20 protein-coding genes and 1 pseudogene are annotated in these 19,479 nt (G+C 54.2%); 13 read left to right on the top strand and 8 right to left on the bottom strand.

Going from position 1 to position 19,479, the window contains the following annotated elements; genetic code table 11:
• Nucleotides 1–136 precede the first annotated feature (136 nt).
• From J1781_RS20780 to tssD, 3 genes and pseudogenes are all read left to right on the top strand, one after another.
• On the top strand, nt 137–646 hold the full coding sequence (locus J1781_RS20780; RefSeq protein WP_217221025.1) for a DUF2778 domain-containing protein: 510 nt from the start codon (nt 137–139) through the stop codon (nt 644–646).
• Nucleotides 627–914, top strand: a complete 288-nt coding sequence (locus J1781_RS20775) for a hypothetical protein (protein ID WP_217221024.1) — start codon at nt 627–629, stop codon at nt 912–914. The genes J1781_RS20780 and J1781_RS20775 overlap by 20 nt, the downstream gene beginning before the upstream one ends.
• A gap of 9 nt (nt 915–923) precedes the next feature.
• Nucleotides 924–1,406, top strand: a pseudogene (tssD, locus tag J1781_RS20770) (type VI secretion system tube protein TssD); the annotation flags it as partial.
• Between the two features lie 130 nt (nt 1,407–1,536).
• On the opposite strand, the gene nfuA reads toward tssD, so the two are convergent.
• Nucleotides 1,537–2,112: a Fe-S biogenesis protein NfuA gene (gene nfuA / locus J1781_RS20765; RefSeq protein WP_129953823.1), complete on the bottom strand. Its 576-nt coding sequence runs from the start codon at nt 2,110–2,112 to the stop codon at nt 1,537–1,539.
• 97 nt (nt 2,113–2,209) lie between these two features.
• Entirely contained in the window at nt 2,210–2,899 is a 690-nt protein-coding gene (gntX, locus tag J1781_RS20760; RefSeq protein WP_217158399.1) for a DNA utilization protein GntX, read from the bottom strand.
• A 46-nt stretch (nt 2,900–2,945) separates the two neighbouring features.
• Between gntX and bioH the strand changes: the two genes are divergently transcribed.
• The 10 genes from bioH (at nt 2,946) to mdcH (ending at nt 11,804) form a co-directional block, all read left to right on the top strand.
• Nucleotides 2,946–3,716 carry a pimeloyl-ACP methyl ester esterase BioH gene (bioH, locus tag J1781_RS20755; RefSeq protein ID WP_217221022.1) on the top strand — a complete coding sequence of 257 codons (771 nt, stop codon included), beginning with the start codon at nt 2,946–2,948 and terminating at the stop codon, nt 3,714–3,716.
• A 232-nt stretch (nt 3,717–3,948) separates the two neighbouring features.
• A complete protein-coding gene (locus J1781_RS20750) occupies nt 3,949–4,218 on the top strand; it encodes a YdgH/BhsA/McbA-like domain containing protein (protein ID WP_129953820.1) in 270 nt (89 codons plus the stop codon).
• 309 nt (nt 4,219–4,527) lie between these two features.
• The gene (gene mdcA / locus J1781_RS20745; protein ID WP_217221021.1) at nt 4,528–6,189 is read left to right on the top strand and encodes a malonate decarboxylase subunit alpha; all 1,662 of its coding nucleotides are present in this window, start codon (nt 4,528–4,530) and stop codon (nt 6,187–6,189) included.
• A gap of 5 nt (nt 6,190–6,194) precedes the next feature.
• The gene (locus J1781_RS20740) at nt 6,195–7,052 is read left to right on the top strand and encodes a triphosphoribosyl-dephospho-CoA synthase (RefSeq protein WP_129991468.1); all 858 of its coding nucleotides are present in this window, start codon (nt 6,195–6,197) and stop codon (nt 7,050–7,052) included.
• Between the two features lie 40 nt (nt 7,053–7,092).
• Nucleotides 7,093–7,395 (top strand): malonate decarboxylase subunit delta, encoded by a 303-nt coding sequence (locus J1781_RS20735; protein WP_129953817.1) that lies wholly within the window; start codon nt 7,093–7,095, stop codon nt 7,393–7,395.
• Nucleotides 7,385–8,236, top strand: a complete 852-nt coding sequence (locus J1781_RS20730) for a biotin-independent malonate decarboxylase subunit beta (protein ID WP_129953816.1) — start codon at nt 7,385–7,387, stop codon at nt 8,234–8,236. Before J1781_RS20735 ends, J1781_RS20730 begins: the two co-directional genes overlap by 11 nt.
• Entirely contained in the window at nt 8,233–9,048 is an 816-nt protein-coding gene (mdcE, locus tag J1781_RS20725; RefSeq protein ID WP_129953815.1) for a biotin-independent malonate decarboxylase subunit gamma, read from the top strand. The genes J1781_RS20730 and mdcE overlap by 4 nt, the downstream gene beginning before the upstream one ends.
• A 190-nt stretch (nt 9,049–9,238) precedes the next feature.
• On the top strand, nt 9,239–10,201 hold the full coding sequence (locus J1781_RS20720; RefSeq protein WP_217221019.1) for an AEC family transporter: 963 nt from the start codon (nt 9,239–9,241) through the stop codon (nt 10,199–10,201).
• 13 nt (nt 10,202–10,214) lie between these two features.
• Nucleotides 10,215–10,841, top strand: coding sequence for a malonate decarboxylase holo-ACP synthase (locus J1781_RS20715; protein WP_217138465.1), 627 nt, complete (start codon nt 10,215–10,217; stop codon nt 10,839–10,841).
• 27 nt (nt 10,842–10,868) lie between these two features.
• Nucleotides 10,869–11,804: a malonate decarboxylase subunit epsilon gene (mdcH, locus tag J1781_RS20710; RefSeq protein WP_217234135.1), complete on the top strand. Its 936-nt coding sequence runs from the start codon at nt 10,869–10,871 to the stop codon at nt 11,802–11,804.
• Between the two features lie 250 nt (nt 11,805–12,054).
• Here mdcH and J1781_RS20705 read toward each other — a convergent pair whose 3' ends face one another.
• The 6 genes from J1781_RS20705 to greB form a co-directional block, all read right to left on the bottom strand.
• Nucleotides 12,055–12,975: a LysR family transcriptional regulator gene (locus J1781_RS20705; RefSeq protein ID WP_129953811.1), complete on the bottom strand. Its 921-nt coding sequence runs from the start codon at nt 12,973–12,975 to the stop codon at nt 12,055–12,057.
• A 94-nt stretch (nt 12,976–13,069) separates the two neighbouring features.
• Nucleotides 13,070–13,306 (bottom strand): FeoC-like transcriptional regulator, encoded by a 237-nt coding sequence (locus J1781_RS20700; protein ID WP_129953810.1) that lies wholly within the window; start codon nt 13,304–13,306, stop codon nt 13,070–13,072.
• 8 nt (nt 13,307–13,314) lie between these two features.
• Nucleotides 13,315–15,633 (bottom strand): Fe(2+) transporter permease subunit FeoB, encoded by a 2,319-nt coding sequence (gene feoB / locus J1781_RS20695; RefSeq protein ID WP_217221016.1) that lies wholly within the window; start codon nt 15,631–15,633, stop codon nt 13,315–13,317.
• An 86-nt stretch (nt 15,634–15,719) separates the two neighbouring features.
• Nucleotides 15,720–15,944: a ferrous iron transporter A gene (gene feoA, locus J1781_RS20690; RefSeq protein WP_013573590.1), complete on the bottom strand. Its 225-nt coding sequence runs from the start codon at nt 15,942–15,944 to the stop codon at nt 15,720–15,722.
• Between the two features lie 416 nt (nt 15,945–16,360).
• The gene (locus tag J1781_RS20685; protein WP_129953808.1) at nt 16,361–18,691 is read right to left on the bottom strand and encodes a Tex family protein; all 2,331 of its coding nucleotides are present in this window, start codon (nt 18,689–18,691) and stop codon (nt 16,361–16,363) included.
• A 111-nt stretch (nt 18,692–18,802) separates the two neighbouring features.
• Nucleotides 18,803–19,276, bottom strand: a complete 474-nt coding sequence (greB, locus tag J1781_RS20680) for a transcription elongation factor GreB (protein ID WP_129953807.1) — start codon at nt 19,274–19,276, stop codon at nt 18,803–18,805.
• Nucleotides 19,277–19,479: the final 203 nt, after the last annotated feature.

Genomic DNA, 19,479 nt, shown 5'->3' with positions numbered 1-19,479 from the left:
AGGTATAACAAATATCAGAATGGCATCGTCACCAAGTGTGAAGTGTAAATTAAGCAATTATTAACAATAAAACCCCAAAAATAAATAAATAAGGGAATAGAATTATCTCACCTAAATTGGAGCGTAAGGGCTTGGGATGGCACTAAATGGAAAGTTTGTAATAAACAATGCTGATTATTCGCCGTTGAGTTTTCCTGGGTTGGGGACGTTTCTCGCGTTTTCTGGTAATGGTGCCTATCGCAACCGTGGCGGGTGCGGAGCAATTATAAATAATGGGCCATTACCAGCGGGCAAATATTACGTTGTCGATAGGCCAAGAGGCAGTAAAGCCAACCAGCTCAGGGCATGGGGCATAGATAAGTATAAGAGCACGTTTTACTACCACGTTGATCATACTGAATGGTTTGCTTTGTACCGTTCGGATGAAGTGATTGATGATCAAACTTTTTTCAATAAAGTTGCCCGGGGAGGATTTCGACTCCATCCCGGCACCATCTCCGATGGCTGTATCACGCTTGCTCACCAGTCTGACTACGCAATGATAAAAAACGCATTACTTAGAGAAAAAACTTTTAAGGTGAAAGGGACAAATTTATCAGCATATGGCGTTATTGAGGTGATCACCAATGGCACTGCTTGCCCGTAATATTAACCCACTGATTATAAAATTATTTAAGCTGTTTTTTTTCATTTTAATTTCCGCTGTTGTGGGTCGGGCATTAGGCGACCCCTATTGTTGGCTGAGCTATGAATTTGTTCTGGAAATAGGCTGTTTAATTCATGGTGCTGGTGAATTAGGCGCAGAGAATATTGATGACACATATTTTTATATAGATTTGGTAATTGTAATGGGAATTACAGCAATAATTTATTTATTAACCATGAAGTTCATAAGAAAAATAAGGAGAGAATAAAATGCCGATCCCCCGTATCTATGGCTTAAAGATGATGGTGGTGCAGACATCAAAGGATCCGTTGACGTCAACGGCCGTGAGGGCAGTATAGAGGTTATTGGAATGAGCCACGGGCTTAATCTGCCTGTTGATCCAGCTTCTGGCAAAATCACTGGCCCGCGTTCTCATTCTGCTTTCATGTTTGAGAAAGAGACCGACAGTTCAAGTCCGTATCTGTACAAAGCTGTGGCGACTGGGCAGACGCTTAAAAGTGCAGAGGTTCGTTTCTATTCCATCAATGATGCCGGTCAGGAGGTGTGTTACTTCATTGTTCTTATGGAGGGCGTGAAGATAACCGGCGTAAATCCGGGCGTGCCAAATATTCGCATGGCTGGTAACTCGCGGATGAACCACATGGAGTCAGTCTCCATGATGTACGAAAAAATCACCTGGAAGTTTGTAGATGGCAACATTCAATACAGCGATGCGTGGACGGAAAGAGTGACAGCGTGATGACCCCTTGCAGCCACGGCGCAGAATATGAAGAAGAAAAGAATAACCCCACCTGAAAAGTGGGGCAGCAATCTTAAGGGCTCAGCAGTGCTGAACCCTTGATGATGGAGACTGAAATGTGCTCAGGCGATCAGTAGAACGAGTGTTCGCCGCGCTGGTGTTCGGTCAGGTCGCGAACGCCTTTCAGCTCAGGGAAGTTTTGCAGCAGTTCTTTCTCGATGCCGTCTTTCAGTGTGACATCAATCATTGAACAACCATTGCAGCCACCGCCGAATTGCAAAATGGCAATCCCGTCATCGGTGATTTCCATCAGGGAAACACGACCACCATGGCTGGCGAGCTGCGGGTTAATCTGCGATTGCAGCTGATATTCAACACGTTCCATCAGCGGTGCATCATCAGAAACCTTACGCATTTTGGCATTCGGTGCCTTCAGCGTGAGCTGGGAACCGAGCTGATCGGTGACGAAGTCGATCACGGCGTCTTGCAGATAAGGCGCGCTTAATTCATCAATGAAAGCAGACAGTTTTTCGAACTTCAGTTCGGTATCCGTCGCTTCCACGGCGTCAGGTGGGCAATAAGAGACACCGCATTCTGCGGTTGGCGTACCGGGATTGATCACGAATACGCGGATTTGGGTGCCTTCTTCCTGGTTTGCCAGTAATTTGGCAAAGTGCTCTTGGGCAGCATCGGTAATAAGGATCATAACATTCGCTCAATAGTTGACTACTCTGGTTGGTTATAATACGCCCTTTGTTTTTACCCGTCACCCTTCACGTTGCCAGTGTGTTAGCAGCACGTGCTCAAGCCTGTAAAGTCCGGCAAATACAGGCTATTTGCAGCGAAGCAACGCCCTGATTGCGCAGAATTTTGCTGATTTCCCGCACCGTGCTGCCGGTCGTAACCACATCGTCAAGCAACATCACGTGCTTATCGCGCAGGCTGACATGGCAGGTGAATGCTTTACGCAGATTCCACTTTCTTTCTCGCTCGCTCAGGCTTTGTTGCGGCGGCGTACGCCGGTCACGGCTCAGGGCATTGGGCAGATATTTACAATGTAGCCATCGCGCCAGCGGCTTCGCCAGCAATTCACTCTGATTATACCCGCGCGAAAAATAGCGTTTTTGATGCAGCGGTACACTGAGGAGCACATCGGGTCTGGGCAGATTGCTCATCCGGTAGCGTTCCTGCCAGCGTAACAACAGCAAACGGGCGAGCGTGGTGTCCAGTTCCGGTTGTCCTGAGAATTTGAACCGCAAAACCAGCCCGCTCAGCGGCATTTCATAAGGACTGGCGAAGATCATCGCGTCCCAGGGTGGCGGTTTCAACAGGCATCGTCCGCAATCGGTTTTGCCACCGGCGGAAGGCAATCCGCAGCGAAGACAGCAGGGCGGGGCAACCGGCAGATGTTTCATGCACAGGCTGCAAATACCCTGAACCGGGAGATGCAGCGGACACTGGCATAGCCAACAGCGGCTGGCAATTGTTAGCATAGTGGCGGGTTCCTTTTGCCAAACAGACAGACACGGACAATACGCTATGAATACGCTTTATCGGGAGACTATCGGCGAAGGAGATCGCCATCTTGTGCTGCTTCACGGATGGGGACTGAATGCCGAAGTGTGGCGTTACACGGCAGAGCGACTTGCGCCGCATTTTTGTCTGCATCTGATTGATTTGCCGGGCTATGGCCGCAGTGAGGGATTCGGGGCGATGACGCTGGAAGACATGGCAGAAACCGTGCTCACCGCCATGCCGGAAAAAGCCTCATTACTGGGCTGGTCACTGGGCGGTCTGGTGGCCAGCCAGATAGCCCTGAGTGTGCCACAACGTGTGGAAAAACTGATTACCGTGGCGTCATCACCCTGTTTTACGGCTCATCAAGACTGGCCGGGTATCCGCCCCGATGTGCTGAAGGGGTTCCAGCATCAGCTGAGCGAAGATTTTCAGCGCACGGTCGAGCGCTTTCTGGCACTGCAGACGCTCGGCAGCGACAGCGCACGTCAGGATGCGCGCCTGCTGAAATCCATTGTGCTGGGTCAGCCGGTGCCTTCTGTCGATGTGCTTAATGGCGGGCTGGAGATCTTACGCAATGTGGATTTACGCCAGCCGATGACTGCACTGACGTTGCCTGTTCTGCGGATTTACGGCGCGCTGGACGGACTGGTGCCCCGCAAAATGGTACCCCTGCTGGATGCGATTCTGCCCGGTTCCCGTTCGGAAATTATCGAAAAGGCCGCGCATGCGCCGTTTATCTCCCACCCGGAAACGTTTTGTGAAATTGTCGGGCGGTTCCTGATTGCAGATTGAAAACCAATGTAAATATTTTTTTCAATTTTCTGGCTAATTCCCAAGGGTGACTAATACTTAAGCCGATGATGACGGGGTGAAAGGCGGGCGTAAATTGTTGCGCGAGCCTGTTTGCGTCTCTGGGGAGTTTACTGGTGTTTAACCATGAAGGTCATGCCAGCGCAGATGCACCTGCTGTTCATATGTTGACTGCTTTCTTTGAGAACTATTCATCCAATTTAGAGGTAAAGTCATGAAATCAAATAAAATTATCGTTGCGGCAATTCTGACGGGGTTATTCTCACTCAACGCAATGGCGGCTGAGATGATCTCGAAAGAAGAAGCCAAAGATAAAGGTTACACCAGCCTGGGCGTGATCACGACCAGCAATGAATACACCGCGCCGATGGATGCGAAAGAAGAGCTGTCCAAACTGGCTGATGAAAAGGGTGGCAAATACTATGTTGTGATTGCGGCTCAGGAGAAGAAGAAAATCACAGCAACGGCTGAAGTCTTCAAATAATCCCTTTTGAGCTGTTCTGATTTCCGGGATGCCTGCGGGCATCCCTTTTTTATTTCTCATTTTCTGTGCACTCCTTCTCTTTCCTTGTCCGGTATCAATTTGTTTTTAAAGAAATACGGCAGATCGTTACTCTCAGGGTAATGAAGTGTCAGGCCGCTTAATTGATGGAATATTCTTCGCTGCTTACACTTAGCAGGCTATCAAAACAGGTCAAATGTGATGCAACCGCCACTTGACTGAACTTCCCAACATCGTCTCGTTTCATCACGCCGGGAAGTATTCAGCAAGCTCAACCCAGGGAGGTTTGGCATGCCGCAACATCCGCAGACCACGAAAGTGTGGGACACCCGCCGCAATGAAAAACAACGGCGTATCGACAGTGTCCGTTCCGTGGCCGAGGGTAAAGTATTACCCACAGATAAAATCATCCCTATCCTCGAAACGCTGATTGCCTCCGGCGACCGCGTGGTGATGGAAGGTAACAACCAAAAACAAGCTGACTTCCTTTCCCGCTCACTGGCGAAAGTGAACCCTGAAAAGCTGCATGACCTGCATATGATCATGCCGAGCGTCAGCCGCGCTGAACATCTGGATCTCTTCGAACGCGGTATCGCCCGTAAGCTCGATTTCGCCTTCTCTGGCCCGCAAAGCCTGCGTATCGCGCAACTGCTGGAAGACGGTCAGATGGAAATCGGTGCGATCCACACTTACATCGAATTGTATTCCCGCCTGTATGTTGATCTGGTGCCGAACATTGCCCTGATCGCGGGCTTCAAAGCTGACCGCAAAGGCAACCTGTATACCGGTGCAAGTACGGAAGATACCCCGGCGCTGGTCGAAGCCGCAGCCTTCAAAAACGGCATCGTGATTGCGCAGGTTAACGAACTGGTTGATGAAGATAGCGACCTGCCGCGCGTGGATATCCCGGGTGACTGGATCGATTTTGTGGTCGTCGCCGACAAGCCATTCTTCATCGAACCGTTGTTCACCCGTGACCCGCGTCTGATTAAACCGGTTCACGTGCTGATGGCCATGATGGCCATTAAAGGCATCTACGCGAAGCACAACGTGCAGTCGCTGAACCACGGTATCGGCTTTAACACGGCAGCCATCGAACTGCTGCTGCCAACCTACGGCGAACGGCTCGGTCTGCGCGGCAAAATTTGTAAACACTGGACACTGAACCCGCATCCGACGTTGATCCCGGCCATCGAAAGCGGTTGGGTGGAAACCGTTCACTGTTTCGGTGGCGAGCTGGGAATGGAGGAATATATCCGCGCCCGTCCTGACGTGTTTTTCACTGGCTCCGACGGCTCCATGCGTTCTAACCGCGCGTTCTGCCAGCTGGCAGGTCAGTACGCCGTAGATATGTTCATCGGTTCCACCTTGCAGGTTGATGGCCTGGCGAACTCCTCCACCGTGACCCGTGGTCGTCTGGCCGGTTTCGGTGGTGCGCCTAACATGGGACATGACCCGCACGGTCGTCGTCACTCCACGCCAGCCTGGCTCGACATGATTGAAGAGCCGGACCCGATGGCACGCGGTAAAAAACTGGTTGTACAGATGGTGGAAACCTTCCAGGCCGGTGGCAAACCGACATTTGTTGAGAAACTGGAAGCCGTCGATGTGGGTAAAGAATCCGGAATGCCTCTGGCACCTGTGATGATTTACGGCGACGACGTGACCCACGTGCTGACCGAAGAAGGCATCGCCTATCTTTACCGCGCCCGTTCTCTCGAAGAGCGCCGTGCGATGGTGGCGGCAGTCGCCGGTATCACTGATATCGGTCTGGGTGTTGACGCCAAACGCGTTGCCGATCTGCGCCGTCAGGAACTGGTGGTCTTCCCGGAAGACATGGGCATTCGCCGCACTGACGCCACCCGCTCTTTACTGGCGGCTGGCAGCGTGAGCGAACTGGTTGACTGGTCAGGCGGTTTGTATAACCCGCCAGCCAAATTCCGTAGCTGGTGATCACGATGCCGCAAACTTTAGCGATTGGCGCTGTGCTGACAGCGGAAGAACTGGCCGAAAGGCTGGCAGAAACGGCGACGCAGGCGCTGATCGACGAAGCGCGGCTGAGTCCGAAACCGGGTCTGGTAGACAGCCGGAGTGCCGGGGCTCATCAGGATTTAAGTTTAAATCTGATGGTGCGTTCGGCACGCAGCCTGACGTCCACTTTCTCTTTGCTGGCCTTACACAGCTGGCAGCGTCCGGCGGATATCGCCCTGCGTCAGGAAGTGGGACGTTTAGGCCGGGCGGGAGAAGCGCAGATGATGGCGGAAACCGGCGGCGTGAACACTCACCGGGGCGCTATCTGGGCGATGGGGTTGCTGGTCAGCGCCGTCGCCATGCAGCCGGAAAGTTTACTGCCGGGGCATATTGCGCAGCGCGCCGCGAAAATTGCGGCCTTGCCCGATGCTTTCAGTCCGAAAAAATTCAGTAAAGGTTCGCACGCCGTGCAGCGTTATCAGGTGCCGGGTGCACGCGAAGAGGCGCAAAGCGGTTTCCCGCACATTATCGGTTGTGCACTGCCGCAGCTTCATGACAGCCGGGCCCGTGGTGCGAGCGAAAGCGAAGCACAGGTCGATGCCTTACTGGCGGTGATGACCTCGCTGGCGGATACCTGCGTATTGTCCCGCGGTGGTTTGCCTGCCCTGCAAGCGATGCATCAGGGTGCGCGGGCCGTGCTGGAAGCGGGTGGGATGAGCACACTGGCAGGTAAACAGCTGTTGCGTCATCTCGAACACCGGATGCTGGCGGACAACACATCTCCCGGCGGTGCTGCTGATTTACTGGCCGCGACGCTGTTCCTGGACCGCGTGAGCGTGGTCTGAACCGGATACGCATTAACTAACATCAGTACAAAGAGGTGTTATGGAACGTTTTGAATTTAACTACCCGGCGGCAAAACCGCTGGCAGGCCGCGCCGAAGCAGGCGTGGTAGGGTCCGGCGATTTAGAAGCGCTGTATGAACCTGACACAGCCAATACGCTGAAAATTATCGTCACCACGTCCGTCGACGGCAGCCATACCTTATGGCAGAACTTTTTTAACCGTCTGAACGCACTGCGTGAATTACCGGCAGGCCATCTCGACATCAATGATTTTGGCGCTACACCAGGGGTGGCCCGTCTGCGTATCGAACAGGTCTTTGAGGAGGCTGAACATGCCAACTGATACTTCCGTTCAGGATCAGAGCTTTATCGAACTGAGCGCCCGTCAGCGCGCCCGTAAACTGCTGGACGCCGGAACGTTCCGCGAACTGCTCGGGCCGTTTGAACGCATCATGTCACCGTGGCTGGAACCGCAGGGTATCGTGCCGCAGGCCGATGACGGCATGGTCGTTGCTAAAGGCCAGATTAACGGTCAGCCGGCGGTGGTTGTGGCAATTGAAGGCAGCTTCCAGGGGGGGAGCATGGGGGAGGTGTCCGGGGCCAAAATGGCCGCTGCGCTGGAAATGGCGGCAGAAGATAACCGTAATGGTATCCCGACGCAGGCCGTTCTGCTGCTTGAAACCGGCGGTGTGCGTTTGCAGGAAGCCAATCTGGGCCTTGCCGCCATCGCTGATATTCATGCTGCTATTGTTGATTTACGCCGCTATACGCCGGTGATCGGCGTGGTTGCCGGTACCGTCGGCTGCTTCGGTGGCATGTCGATTGCCGCCGCATTGTGCAGCTATCTGATTGTCACCCGTGAAGCCCGCCTGGGTCTGAACGGTCCGCAGGTAATTGAACAGGAAGCCGGTATCGATGAATACGATTCCCGTGACCGCCCGTTCATCTGGAGCATGACCGGTGGCGAAGTGCGTTATCACAGCGGTTTTGTTGATGCACTGGTGAAAGACTCCCTCGCTGAGGTGAAAGACAGCATGCTGGCCTTCATCAAAAAAGGCGTTCCGGTGAGTCATCGTTCTGATAAATATGATTATTACCTGCCAAAACTGACCGGTTTTGACACTACACAGCAGGCCAGCCGTGAAGTGACGGAAGCCTTGTTTAACCGGGAGGATCGCGCATGAGCAATGTAAAGAGTAACGCAGCCAGTCGGGGTGATTACTGGTTCGCTGAACTGACCAAAGACGCCACTCCGGTAAGCGGTCTTTGCCCTTCCGTGAAAGCGGCAGACGGCAAAATAAATGACCAGTCCGTGCGTTTTATCGCCGTGGTACCGGACAAGAATAATCAGTATCCGCGTGCAGCGGGCGGCGAGGTCGGTCTGCTTGAAGGCTGGAATCTGGCAAAAGTGGTCAACAACGTGATTGACGCTGACGCCAATGCCAGTACCAAACGTGCCATTGTGGCGGTGATTGACGTGCCAAGTCAGGCGTATGGTCGTCGCGAAGAAGCATTCGGCATCCATCAGGCGCTGGCCGGTGCTGCAGGCGCTTATGCCAAAGCCCGTCTGGCCGGACATCCGGTGGTCGGGTTGATTGTCGGCAAAGCGATGTCAGGCGCATTTCTGGCGCACGGTTATCAGGCCAACAAACTGATCGCCTTCAAAAACAACGGCGTAATGATCCATGCAATGGGCAAAGAATCTGCCGCACGTATCACCCTGCGTTCTGTGGATGCCCTGGAAAAACTGGCTGCCACCATCCCGCCGATGGCTTACGACATCGAAAACTACGCCACGCTGGGTCTGCTGTCGCAATTACTCGACATCGCTGACCCGGACAACGCCACACCCGATGACATCAGCAGCGTAGAAAACGCTGTCTGGCAAAATATCCAGGACGCACGCAAAGAAGGCGTTAGCCTCAGCAACCGTCTGGGTGCAGAAAACCGCGCAAGTTCGCAGCGCGTTCGCCAGCAGATGCGTCAGGAATGGTAATTCTTTAACACTTTCAGTCTCAACCGGTAACGCACCTGCAAACAGCGTGACGCAGCCGCATTGCGGGTTCCCGCCCTGACATATCCGTCAGGGTGAGGGCCTGCTGTTGTCTGCTACTGGACTGTCATACTAAAAAAACCATCGCACCGGCGCCGACTGAGCAATCATTGTTTGCCTCAGGAAAAACGCTATGACTTACGTAATATTGCACGCGCTTGCCCCTATTTTCGTCATCATGATCCTCGGCTTTTACGCCGGGAAAGCGAAAATGGTGGATAACCAGAATGTTTCTTTACTGAATATATTCGTGATGGATTTTGCTTTACCCGCTGCGCTGTTTGCCGCCACCGTACAGACCCCGTGGTCAGGCATTGTGGAGCAGTCACCGCTGATTCTGGTGCTGGTGCTGGCCATGTGGATCACCTATGCGGCGATTTACTTTATCTGCACCAAAGTCTTTAAAAAATCGCCGCAGGACGCTGCCGTTCTGACGCTGACCGTAGCCCTGCCAAACTATGCGGCGCTGGGGTTGCCTATTCTGAGCAGCGTGCTGGGTGATGCGCCATCAACATCGTTGTCCGTTGCGGTCTCTATCGCCTGCGGTTCCGTGCTGATGACACCGTTCTGTCTGCTGATTCTGGAACGTGAAAAAGCGCGTCTCAGTGGCGAAAATCAGGGGTCTTCCCTGGCACTGCTGCCGGTTCTGATGTGGCGTTCCGTGAAAAAACCGATCGTCTGGGCACCGTTGCTGGGCGTGATCCTGTCAGCGATTGGCATTAAAATGCCGGAAATCTTCCTGGCGTCGATTAAGCCGCTGGGTTTGTCAGCGACCGCGTCTGCGCTGTTCCTGACCGGTGTGATTCTGTCAGCCCGTAAACTGAAAATTAACGGTCCGGTGCTGTTATCTTGTGTGGCGAAAAATCTGATCCAGCCGTTCATCGCCTGGGGTCTGGTTCTGGCGTTTGGCCTGAGTGGTCAGGTTGCGGTGACCGCTATCCTGATGATTGCGTTGTCTGCCGGTTTCTTCGGTATCGTGTTCGGTAACCGTTTCGGCGTGCAGTCTCCGGATGCTGAAGCCTCACTGCTGATCAGTTCCGTTTTGTGTATCGTGACCCTGCCGCTGTTTATCTCGTTAACGGCAGCCCTGCATTAAACAAGGATTGAATATGTCTGACCCGCGTGCCCATGATTTTGTCTGGATCAGTGACCGTTCAGCGCTTGAGAACGACGGCGGTTTACCCGAATGGGTGAACACCTGCTGGCGCACGGCGCTGCCGCTGGTGGTGCGTCGCGATAAGCGTGCTGACGGTGCGGTTCCGGTGGGTATTCGCGGGCTGACCCGCATTCAGCGGGCCGCCGCCTGGATTGATCCGGCGGCGGTGATGCGGGTTGTCACACCGGAATCCCTGATCAGCGACGTCAACGCGCTTTTACACTCGCCGTTTGTGTCTCAGCAACCGGTGCAGGCGCTGATTACGTTGTGCAGTCTGCAATGGCCCTTCGTCTGGGGGGTGACAGGCAGTTGTGCGTATGCGCTGGTGAGTGATCTCCCGGTGATGCACGCCGACAGCGATCTCGATTTACTGGTGCGCTGCGACACGCCGGCAGAACCCTCTCAGTTTTCTGATTTTTACGACCAGCTTCAGCGGCTGCCCTGCCGCGCCGATGTTCAGATCAATACACCACGGGGTGGATTTGCGCTCAGCGAATGGCTGCGTGGCGGTGACATCATGCTGAAAACGGCGTCCGGCCCGTTGCTGGTGCGCGACCCGTGGCAATTGCCGGCAGAGTGATACCGGCCAAAAGAAGCAAGGAGCACGATGAAAATCTTATTTACTTTCCCCGGACAAGGGCCGCAGGTGCCGCAGATGCTGCATCGCCTGCCGGATAATCCGCTCACGCATTCTCTTATCGAACAGGCAAGTCTCGCGCTGGGTGAAGACGTCCTGTTGCTCGACAGCACCGATGCTTTGCGTTCCACCCGTGCGGTACAACTGTGCTTATTGATTGCCGGTGTGGTCTGGGCGAAACAATGTCAGGCCGAAGGGATTGAGGCGGATTTTTGCAGCGGGCTGTCGATTGGCGCGTTTCCAGCCGCAGTGATTGCCGGTGCGCTAGGCTTCGGTGATGCCGTCCGGCTGGTGGCATTGCGTGGTGAACTGATGCAGCAGGCTTATCCCCATGGCTTTGGTCTTTCAGCGATCACCGGCCTGCGTCAGGCGCAGATTGAGGAACTGGTGGCTCAGGTCAACAGCGCCACTTCGCCGGTGTATCTGGCAAATATTAATGCGGAAGATCAACTGGTGATTGCGGGCAGCGATGCCGCCATGGCACAGGTGATGCATCTCGCCAAAACACGGGGCGCGCAGAAAACACATCAGCTGGCGGTCAGTGTGCCGTCACACTGTGCGCTGCTCGATGAGCCTGCGACAAAACTGGCGGAGGCGTTTAAACAGATTCATCTTTCCCGTCCGGCCTGCGGTTATCTCAGCGGAACGACCGGACGTGTGTACTGGCAGCCGGAAAAAATCGCCGGCGATCTGGCAATGAACATGGCGCGTACCGTTAACTGGCGGGATGCCATGGTCGCTGCGTACCAGCGTGATGTGCGGCTGGCGATAGAAATGCCGCCGGGCGCGGTGCTGACCGGCCTGACACGCCGTGCGATGGAGCAGGGCGAAGCGTTGTCTGTCTGTCAGTCGGGCATGCAGGTTGCGGCACGTCTCGCAACACGGTTACGGGAAAACGAACGCTGAGTAAAGGCATGACAGGTGGGTGATGAAAACACACTGCATTGTTTGATTATTGTGCAACGTGCTATTGTCCAACCACTCTGACCAGACGGTTTGAAATCATCGATGAAATACGATTCAACAACATGATACGGAAAAAGGACAGTTTTACCCTTATGACGGCGTGAGCATTCCGGAATCAGCTATCTGGAGCCACCATCCTGATAAAACGCATTGGCCGCTTGTGCTGATTGCGCAAAACAGCGAGCGCTTGTCAGCGCTTTCTGCTCGTTAACGCATACATCCGGCTTTCAGCGGCGAGGGCGAGCAAATTCGGGTCGTGCTCGCGGCTGTGCGGGAAGACCAGCGAGATGGTCTGGCGCATCTGATAGGCTTCTGCCAGTGGCAGTAATCTCACCGTATTTTCATACACGCCTTTCATTCTGCCTGGAATGAGGGTGTAGCCAACCCCTGCCTGCACCAGACTCAGCATCGAGAAAATATCATTCACCCGCGTGACGATGTCCGGCTCGAAACCGGCGACCTGGAAGGCTTCCTGAAAGCCGTGATAGGTGGCGAACCCTTCGGCCAGCGACACGAATTTCTTCTGTCTGAAATCGCGTAAGTCTGCTGTGCCTTCTGAAGCCAGCTCAGCGCTGGCCGGGGCAGCGAGGAAAATATCGTCCTGAAACAGGGGCAACTGATCGTAACGCTGGGCATCAACGTTGGAATCACTGGTCGAAATCAGAATGGCATCCAGCTGACCGTCTTCCAGCTTGTGCAGTAAATCATTGTTGGACCCCATCACCAGCTCCAGTTCAAGCTCCGGACGGCGCAGTTTCAGCCCCATGATCAGACGCGGAATGGTTTCCAGTGTCAGTGAATATAACGTGCCGACTTTCAGCCGCTTATCGCCATAACCGGCGGCACGCCGGGTCGCCAGAATCCCGTGCTCCATTTGCTCAATGACCTGCGTCGCGTGCTCCAGCAGCGCTTCAGCGGCAGGCAGCGGCAGCAAATTGCGGCCACGATGGATAAACAACGGGCAGCGCAAGCCTTCTTCCAGTGAATGCAGGGCGCGATGCACACTGACGCTGCTCAGACCGAGTTGTTCGGCAGCGCGGGTGATGTTTTGCTTTTCCATATAGGCGAGAAAAATTTCGAGTTTACGGAAGGTGATTTCACTGTCGATCATGCAGGCTCCTGCGGCGCGTTGTAGGCCGTTGCGGTCTGAAATGATAGCTGAATAGCCGCCGGGCGACTATTCAGGAAGGGCGGAAAGGCCGGTGTCAGGGAATGAGGGTGTAAGAAATTGTCAGGCACTTCTTGCCGTCGGCGCAGCTTTTACAACTGCCGCTCAGGCAGTTGTCATCGGCTTCGATGACTTTTGCTTTGTGCATGGCGACCAGCCGTTCAAGCATCGCCTGCACCAGCGGCTGCGGGGCATTAAGCTGATGGCTGAGCTGGCGGGCATCTGCCCGTCCGGCCAGTGCGAGAGTGTCGCGAACCTGAATCAGACTGGTCATTTTATCTCCTAGTGACAGTCGCTGCCGGTAGCGGGTTTACAGCAGGCCGCCACATTGCGCGGATGCAGATGGATGCTGACCCGGCTGCGGGCTTTGCGCAGGGCGGTTAAAACGATGGCATTGAAAATCAGCACGCTCAGGATCATACCGGCGCTGTGTGCCGGATGACGGCTGAACGTCGCCGCCTGATAGAAAAGCGTGGCCAGCGAATACGCCACATTCAGTCCCCAGAAGATGGAGAACGTCATCCAGCTGCGGCTGGTTTCACGGGCAATCGCCCCCATCACCGAGACGCAAGGCACGTAAAGCAATACGAAGATCAGGTAGCTGTAAGCCGAAATCGCCGAGCCAAATTTGGTGCTCATGACGCCCATCGAGCTGACGCCCATTTCGCCGTCACCTTTGCTGGCTTCGATCGGGTTTGACAGCACGCTGATGCTGAAGGTGTCTTTCAGGCCCTGCCAGGTTGCTTTCACCGCACCGCCCAGTTCATCGAACAGATTGAAACTGGCCGCATCGAAACCTTCATGGGTGATGTGTTCGGCGGTGTAGAGCGTATTCAGCGTACCGACCACCACTTCTTTTGCCATGGCACCGGTCACCAGCCCCACGGTTGCCTGCCAGTTGTCAGGATGGACACCCATCGGTGAGAGCACCGGTGTCAGGACTTTACTGACTGACGCCAGCGCCGAGTCATTGATGTTATCCACCGCCTTGCCGCTGAACGAGAAGCTGTTCAGTGCACCGATGAAAACACTGGCGATGACAATCACTTTACCGGCCCGCAACACGAAACCTTTCAGACGCTGCCACGTTTGCAGCAGCAGGCTTTTCAGATGCGGAACGTGATACACCGGCAGTTCCATCACAAACGGTGAGGCTTCGCCGCGCATGATGGTGTATTTCAGCAGCAGGCCGGTCAGGATGGCGACCACGATGCCTAACAGATAGAGCGAGAACACTACGGATGCGCCGTCCTGTCCGAAAAAGGCCGCGGAGAACACCGCAAAAATCGCCAGACGTGCACCGCATGACATAAACGGCGCCATCATCACGGTGATCAGACGTTCACGCGGTGCATCCAGCGTGCGGGCGCCCATAATAGACGGCACGTTACAGCCGAAGCCAACAATGAGCGGTACGAAGGATTTGCCCGGCAGACCCAGTGACTGCATCAGTCTGTCCATGACGAACGCGGCACGCGCCATATAACCGGAGTCTTCAAGGAATGACAGAAACAGATACATCATGCCAATTTGAGGCACCAGCGGCAGCACGGTGTTGATACCGCCGCCTATCCCCTGCGCCAGAAAAATGGTCAGCCACTGCGGGAAATGTAGGGTAAAGCCTATCCACTGCATACCCTGAATGAAAATCGCAGCTGAGCCGATATCGAAAATAGGTTGCAGCGCGCCGCCGATGTTGATGGCCAGTACGAACATCAGATACATCACCAGCAGAAAAACCGGCACGCCCAGAAAGCGGTTGAGGATCACCCGATCGAGCACCTGCGTCAGTTTATTCGGTGCCGTGAGATGAGAATTGCTGACCTCCGCGCAGAGTGTCGCGATACTCTGATAACGCGCATCGGCAATCAGCAGCGCCGGGTCTTCCAGTTTTTGCTCAGCCAGCCGGGCTTTCACCTGCGGCAATAAAGCGTGCGCGTTGCCTGCGTGCGTCTGGCTATAAATATCCCCTTCAAGCATTTGCAGCGCCAGCCAGCGGCGTTGTTGTAGCGACATGTCTTGCGGCATGCCGGCGGCCAGCACATCGACTTCCTGTTGCAGCAGCGGATGATATTGCACACGCTCCAGCGCAGCCACCTGAGGCAATGCGTCGATGGCAACTTTCAGTTCCTGAATGCCACTGGCCCGGGTAGAGATCAGCGCCACCACCGGGCAACCCAGACGGGCAGAAAGCGCAGGGATATCAATATTGATGTTCTGGATTTTGGCGATATCAAGCATGTTCAGCGCCACGATGCACGGTACGCCCAGCTCCAGCAGTTGCAGCGTCAGGTACAAGTTACGCTCGAGGTTTGAGGCATCCACGACGTTGATCATCAGATCCGCGTCGCCGCTAAGAATGTAATGGCAGGCAATTTGTTCATCGAGCGAGGTTTGCTCGGAAATGGTGGTCAGGGAGTAGGTACCGGGTAAATCCACCAGCGTAATCTGATGTTCTGCGGTGGCGAACTGACCTTCTTTGCGCTCGACAGTGACGCCTGCCCAGTTACCGACACGCTGACGGGAACCGGTTAACTGATTGAAAAGGGTGGTTTTACCTGAGTTCGGATTACCAATCAGGCCGATAGTTAATGGTTTCATACGTTAAAGTCTGCGTGTGAGAAAAGGTGAATATGCAAGCGCAAGGCCCGCCGCGAAAAATGTACTGTCACCGGCCTGACGGGGGATCAGGCCATCATCTCGAGCTGCAGCAGATCGAGATCTTTTCTGCGGACCACCAGGCTGGTACGGCGGGTTTCAATTTGTACCGGATCGCCCATCGGCGCCACGCGGATTATGTTGAAAAATGAACCCGGCAACATCCCGAGTGACAGCAGTTTCTGCCGGTAAGCCGGGCTGATTTCGTGTGAAAAGCCGGTAATTTTATAAGCACGTTTTGACTGAAGTTGCATAATTCCTCGCGAGGCGATCAGGCATTAATGGATGACGGCGTTTTAGTGATTTTGCGCCGTGCGTCCTTGCCCGGTGGTTCCACTGACTGGCGATTTATGTTGCTAAAAATATTGCTCTGAAATTGTCCCTGGTGCGAAATGGCCAGCCTGAAACTGGCGGTGCACTGAATACACAAAGAAGTACAAATGAGAATAATTATCATAATTAGTACGCGTATGGAGACAAAAGAAAAGAGGTGGGCCTCTTCGCGGGTATCTCCACCGCGTCGCTATCCTATGCCTGCGGGATGTGCGTTTTATTGATTTACCTCAGTGATTGATTCATTAGGAGAGAGTTTAAAAAGTGTCGAAAAAAGAGGCGTAAAAAAAGCCGCTGATTATCAGCGGCTTTCACAGGGAGAGGAGCAAAAGGAAAATTACCGTTTTTTACTCAGTGCAGCTGCCAGCGCATCGGCCATCGCGTTGTTACCGGCAGGAGCCGCATTGCGCCCCGCCGGTTTGCCCGGTGAATGACGCTTCTGATTATCGCGGGAATCTGTCGCCGGTGCGGAAGGACGCCGTGCCGGTGCTTCGCCGGGCTGTTCGTCCAGTCGCATAGTCAGCGCGATACGTTTACGTTGCAGATCGACTTCCATCACTTTGACTTTCACGATGTCACCCGCCTTCACCACTGTGTGAGGATCTTCGACGAATTTGTTCGCAAGCGATGAGATGTGAACCAGACCGTCCTGATGGACGCCAATATCGACGAACGCACCAAAGTTGGTAACGTTAGTGACAGAACCTTCGAGGATCATACCCGGCATAAGATCGTTCATGGTTTCGACGCCATCGGCAAAGGTGGCGGTTTTGAACTCAGGACGCGGATCGTGCCCCGGTTTTTCCAGCTCTTTGATAATGTCGGTGACCGTTGGCACACCGAACTGCTCATCGGTGAATTCGCTGGCTTTCAGGCCGCGTAACACATTGGAATCACCCATCAGATCTTTCAGCGCCAGCTGTGTCGCTGCCAGAATGCGTTCCACGACCGGATAGGTTTCCGGGTGAACTGTCGAGGCGTCGAGCGGATTATCGCCGTGGTTGATGCGCAGGAAGCCCGCGCATTGTTCAAAGGCCTTTGGCCCCAGACGGCTGACTTTCAGCAACTGCCCGCGGTTACGGAACTGACCGTTTTCATCGCGCCAGCTGACAATATTCTGCGCCATCATGCGGGTCAGGCCCGCCACGCGGGTCAGCAGAGGAACGGAAGCGGTGTTGAGATCGACACCCACGGCGTTCACACAGTCCTCCACGACGGTATCGAGTTTTTTCGCCAGCTGGCTCTGGCTGACGTCGTGCTGATACTGACCGACACCGATGGATTTCGGGTCGATTTTTACCAGCTCCGCCAGCGGATCCTGCAAGCGACGTGCGATAGAGACGGCTCCGCGAATAGAAACGTCCAGATCCGGGAATTCCAGTGCCGCCAGTTCGGAAGCGGAATACACCGATGCACCGGCTTCGCTGACAATCACTTTCTGCGCTTTTACCGCCGGGAACTGTTTTTGCAGCTCGAGGAAGAAACGTTCCGTTTCCCGCGACGCGGTGCCGTTGCCGATCGCCACCAGTTCGACGTTGTGTTTGATGCACAACGCGGCAACCTGTTGCGCGGCTTTTGCCGCCTGACCGGTATGGGGATAAACGGTATCGATATCCACCAGTTTACCGGTGTTATCCACAACGGCGACTTTCACACCGGTACGTAAACCCGGATCAAGCCCCATGGTGGCGCGCATACCGGCCGGCGCGGCCATCAGCAAATCGTGCATATTACGGGCAAAAACGTTAATTGCTTCATCTTCTGCGCGTTCACGTACGGTGCCCATCAGTTCAGTTTCGAGATGCAGCAGGACTTTGATACGCCATGTCCAGTTGACCACGGCGCGACGCCAGACGTCAGCAGGCGCATTGTTCAGGCGCAAACCCAGATGGTCGATGATCAGTTGTTCGGCATAGCTTTCTTTTGGCGGTTCGTCATGCTGTGGATCGGCATTCAGCGCCAGCTGTAAAATACCTTCGTTGCGGCCACGGAACATCGCCAGCGCACGGTGCGAAGGTACCTGGGAAATCGGTTCGTGATGATCGAAGTAGTCGCGAAATTTCGCGCCTTCCTGCTCTTTGCCTTCCACCATCCGGGAGGTCAGATGGGCATTTTTCCACAAATAATCACGGACTTTTGCCAGCAGCGAGGCATCTTCTGCAAAGCGTTCCATTAAAATATAACGTGCGCCGTCAAGTGCGGCTTTGGCGTCCGCCACGCCTTTGTCTGCATCGACAAATTTTGCGGCAGCAGCGTCCGGCTCATTTTGCGGCGCGTTCCACAACAGTTCGGCCAGCGGTTCCAGTCCGGCTTCAATGGCGATTTGTCCGCGCGTGCGACGCTTTGGTTTAAACGGCAGGTAAAGGTCTTCCAGCTCGGTTTTGCTCAGCGTGGTATTGATGGCTTTCGCCAGATCGTCGCTGAGTTTTCCCTGCTCCTCAATGGATTTGAGAATGGTCTGGCGACGGTCTTCCAGCTCCCGCAGATAACCCAGACGGGTGTCCAACTGACGCAGTTGGGTATCATCCAACCCACCGGTGACTTCCTTACGATACCGTGCAATAAACGGCACGGTATTACCTTCATCCAGCAGACGCACCACGGAAGCAACCTGCTCCGGGCGAACCTGCAATTCACTTGCGATAATGCGGCTCAGTTGATCATTCATAGGTCTGGTATCAGTTTTTTCGTTTAAAAAAGCAGGGCACAGTTATACGGTTTGAAGACATAAAATGCCAGTCATCAGGCCATCCACCTGCGTGTTTTGGGAGTTAGCTGATCATTTCACGTATTCAATTTCATTGACGTACCAGGTTGCGTCGCCGACCGGCGTGGTCACCACCAGACTGTCGCCCACTTCTTTTTTCAGCAGGGCGCGCGCCATCGGCGAATCGATAGAAATGTAGTCTTTGCGGCCAAAAATTTCGTCATAGCCGACAATACGGAAGCGCTTGATGTCGCCGTCGTCGTTTTCCACCTCCACCCACGCGCCAAAGAACACTTTTCCGTCCTGCTGTGGTGAGTAATCGACGATGCGCAGTTGCTCCAGACATTTCGTCAGATAACGCACGCGGCGGTCGATTTCGCGCAGCCGCTTTTTATTGTACTGATAGTCAGCATTTTCGCTGCGATCGCCCAGACTCGCGGCCCAGGTGACTTTTTTGGTCACCTCCGGTCGCTCTTCGCGCCACAGGAAGTCCAGTTCAGTTTTGAGCTTGTCGTAGCCTTCACGGGTAATCAGTTTGGTTTTCATGTCACCTGTCGCTTTCCTCAACATTCTCCGGCTATTGTTTCATACAATTGCGCCGCTGGCAGCGCAGAAATCAGCCGGAAATTCTGCGTTACTGCTACGCTATATCTGATGGCTTTGCGGGCAAATAATCTTTATCCTGCGGCGCAATGCGTTGAATTTAATAACAGTCCTGATTCACATAAAAATATCACTTCTGGCGATAG

Origin of the sequence: Rahnella perminowiae (assembly GCF_019049695.1) — a bacterium.
In the GTDB taxonomy this organism is placed as follows: domain Bacteria; phylum Pseudomonadota; class Gammaproteobacteria; order Enterobacterales; family Enterobacteriaceae; genus Rahnella; species Rahnella perminowiae.
Note: the sequence above shows the minus strand (reverse complement) of the source record. Positions and strands in the feature narration are given on the sequence as shown.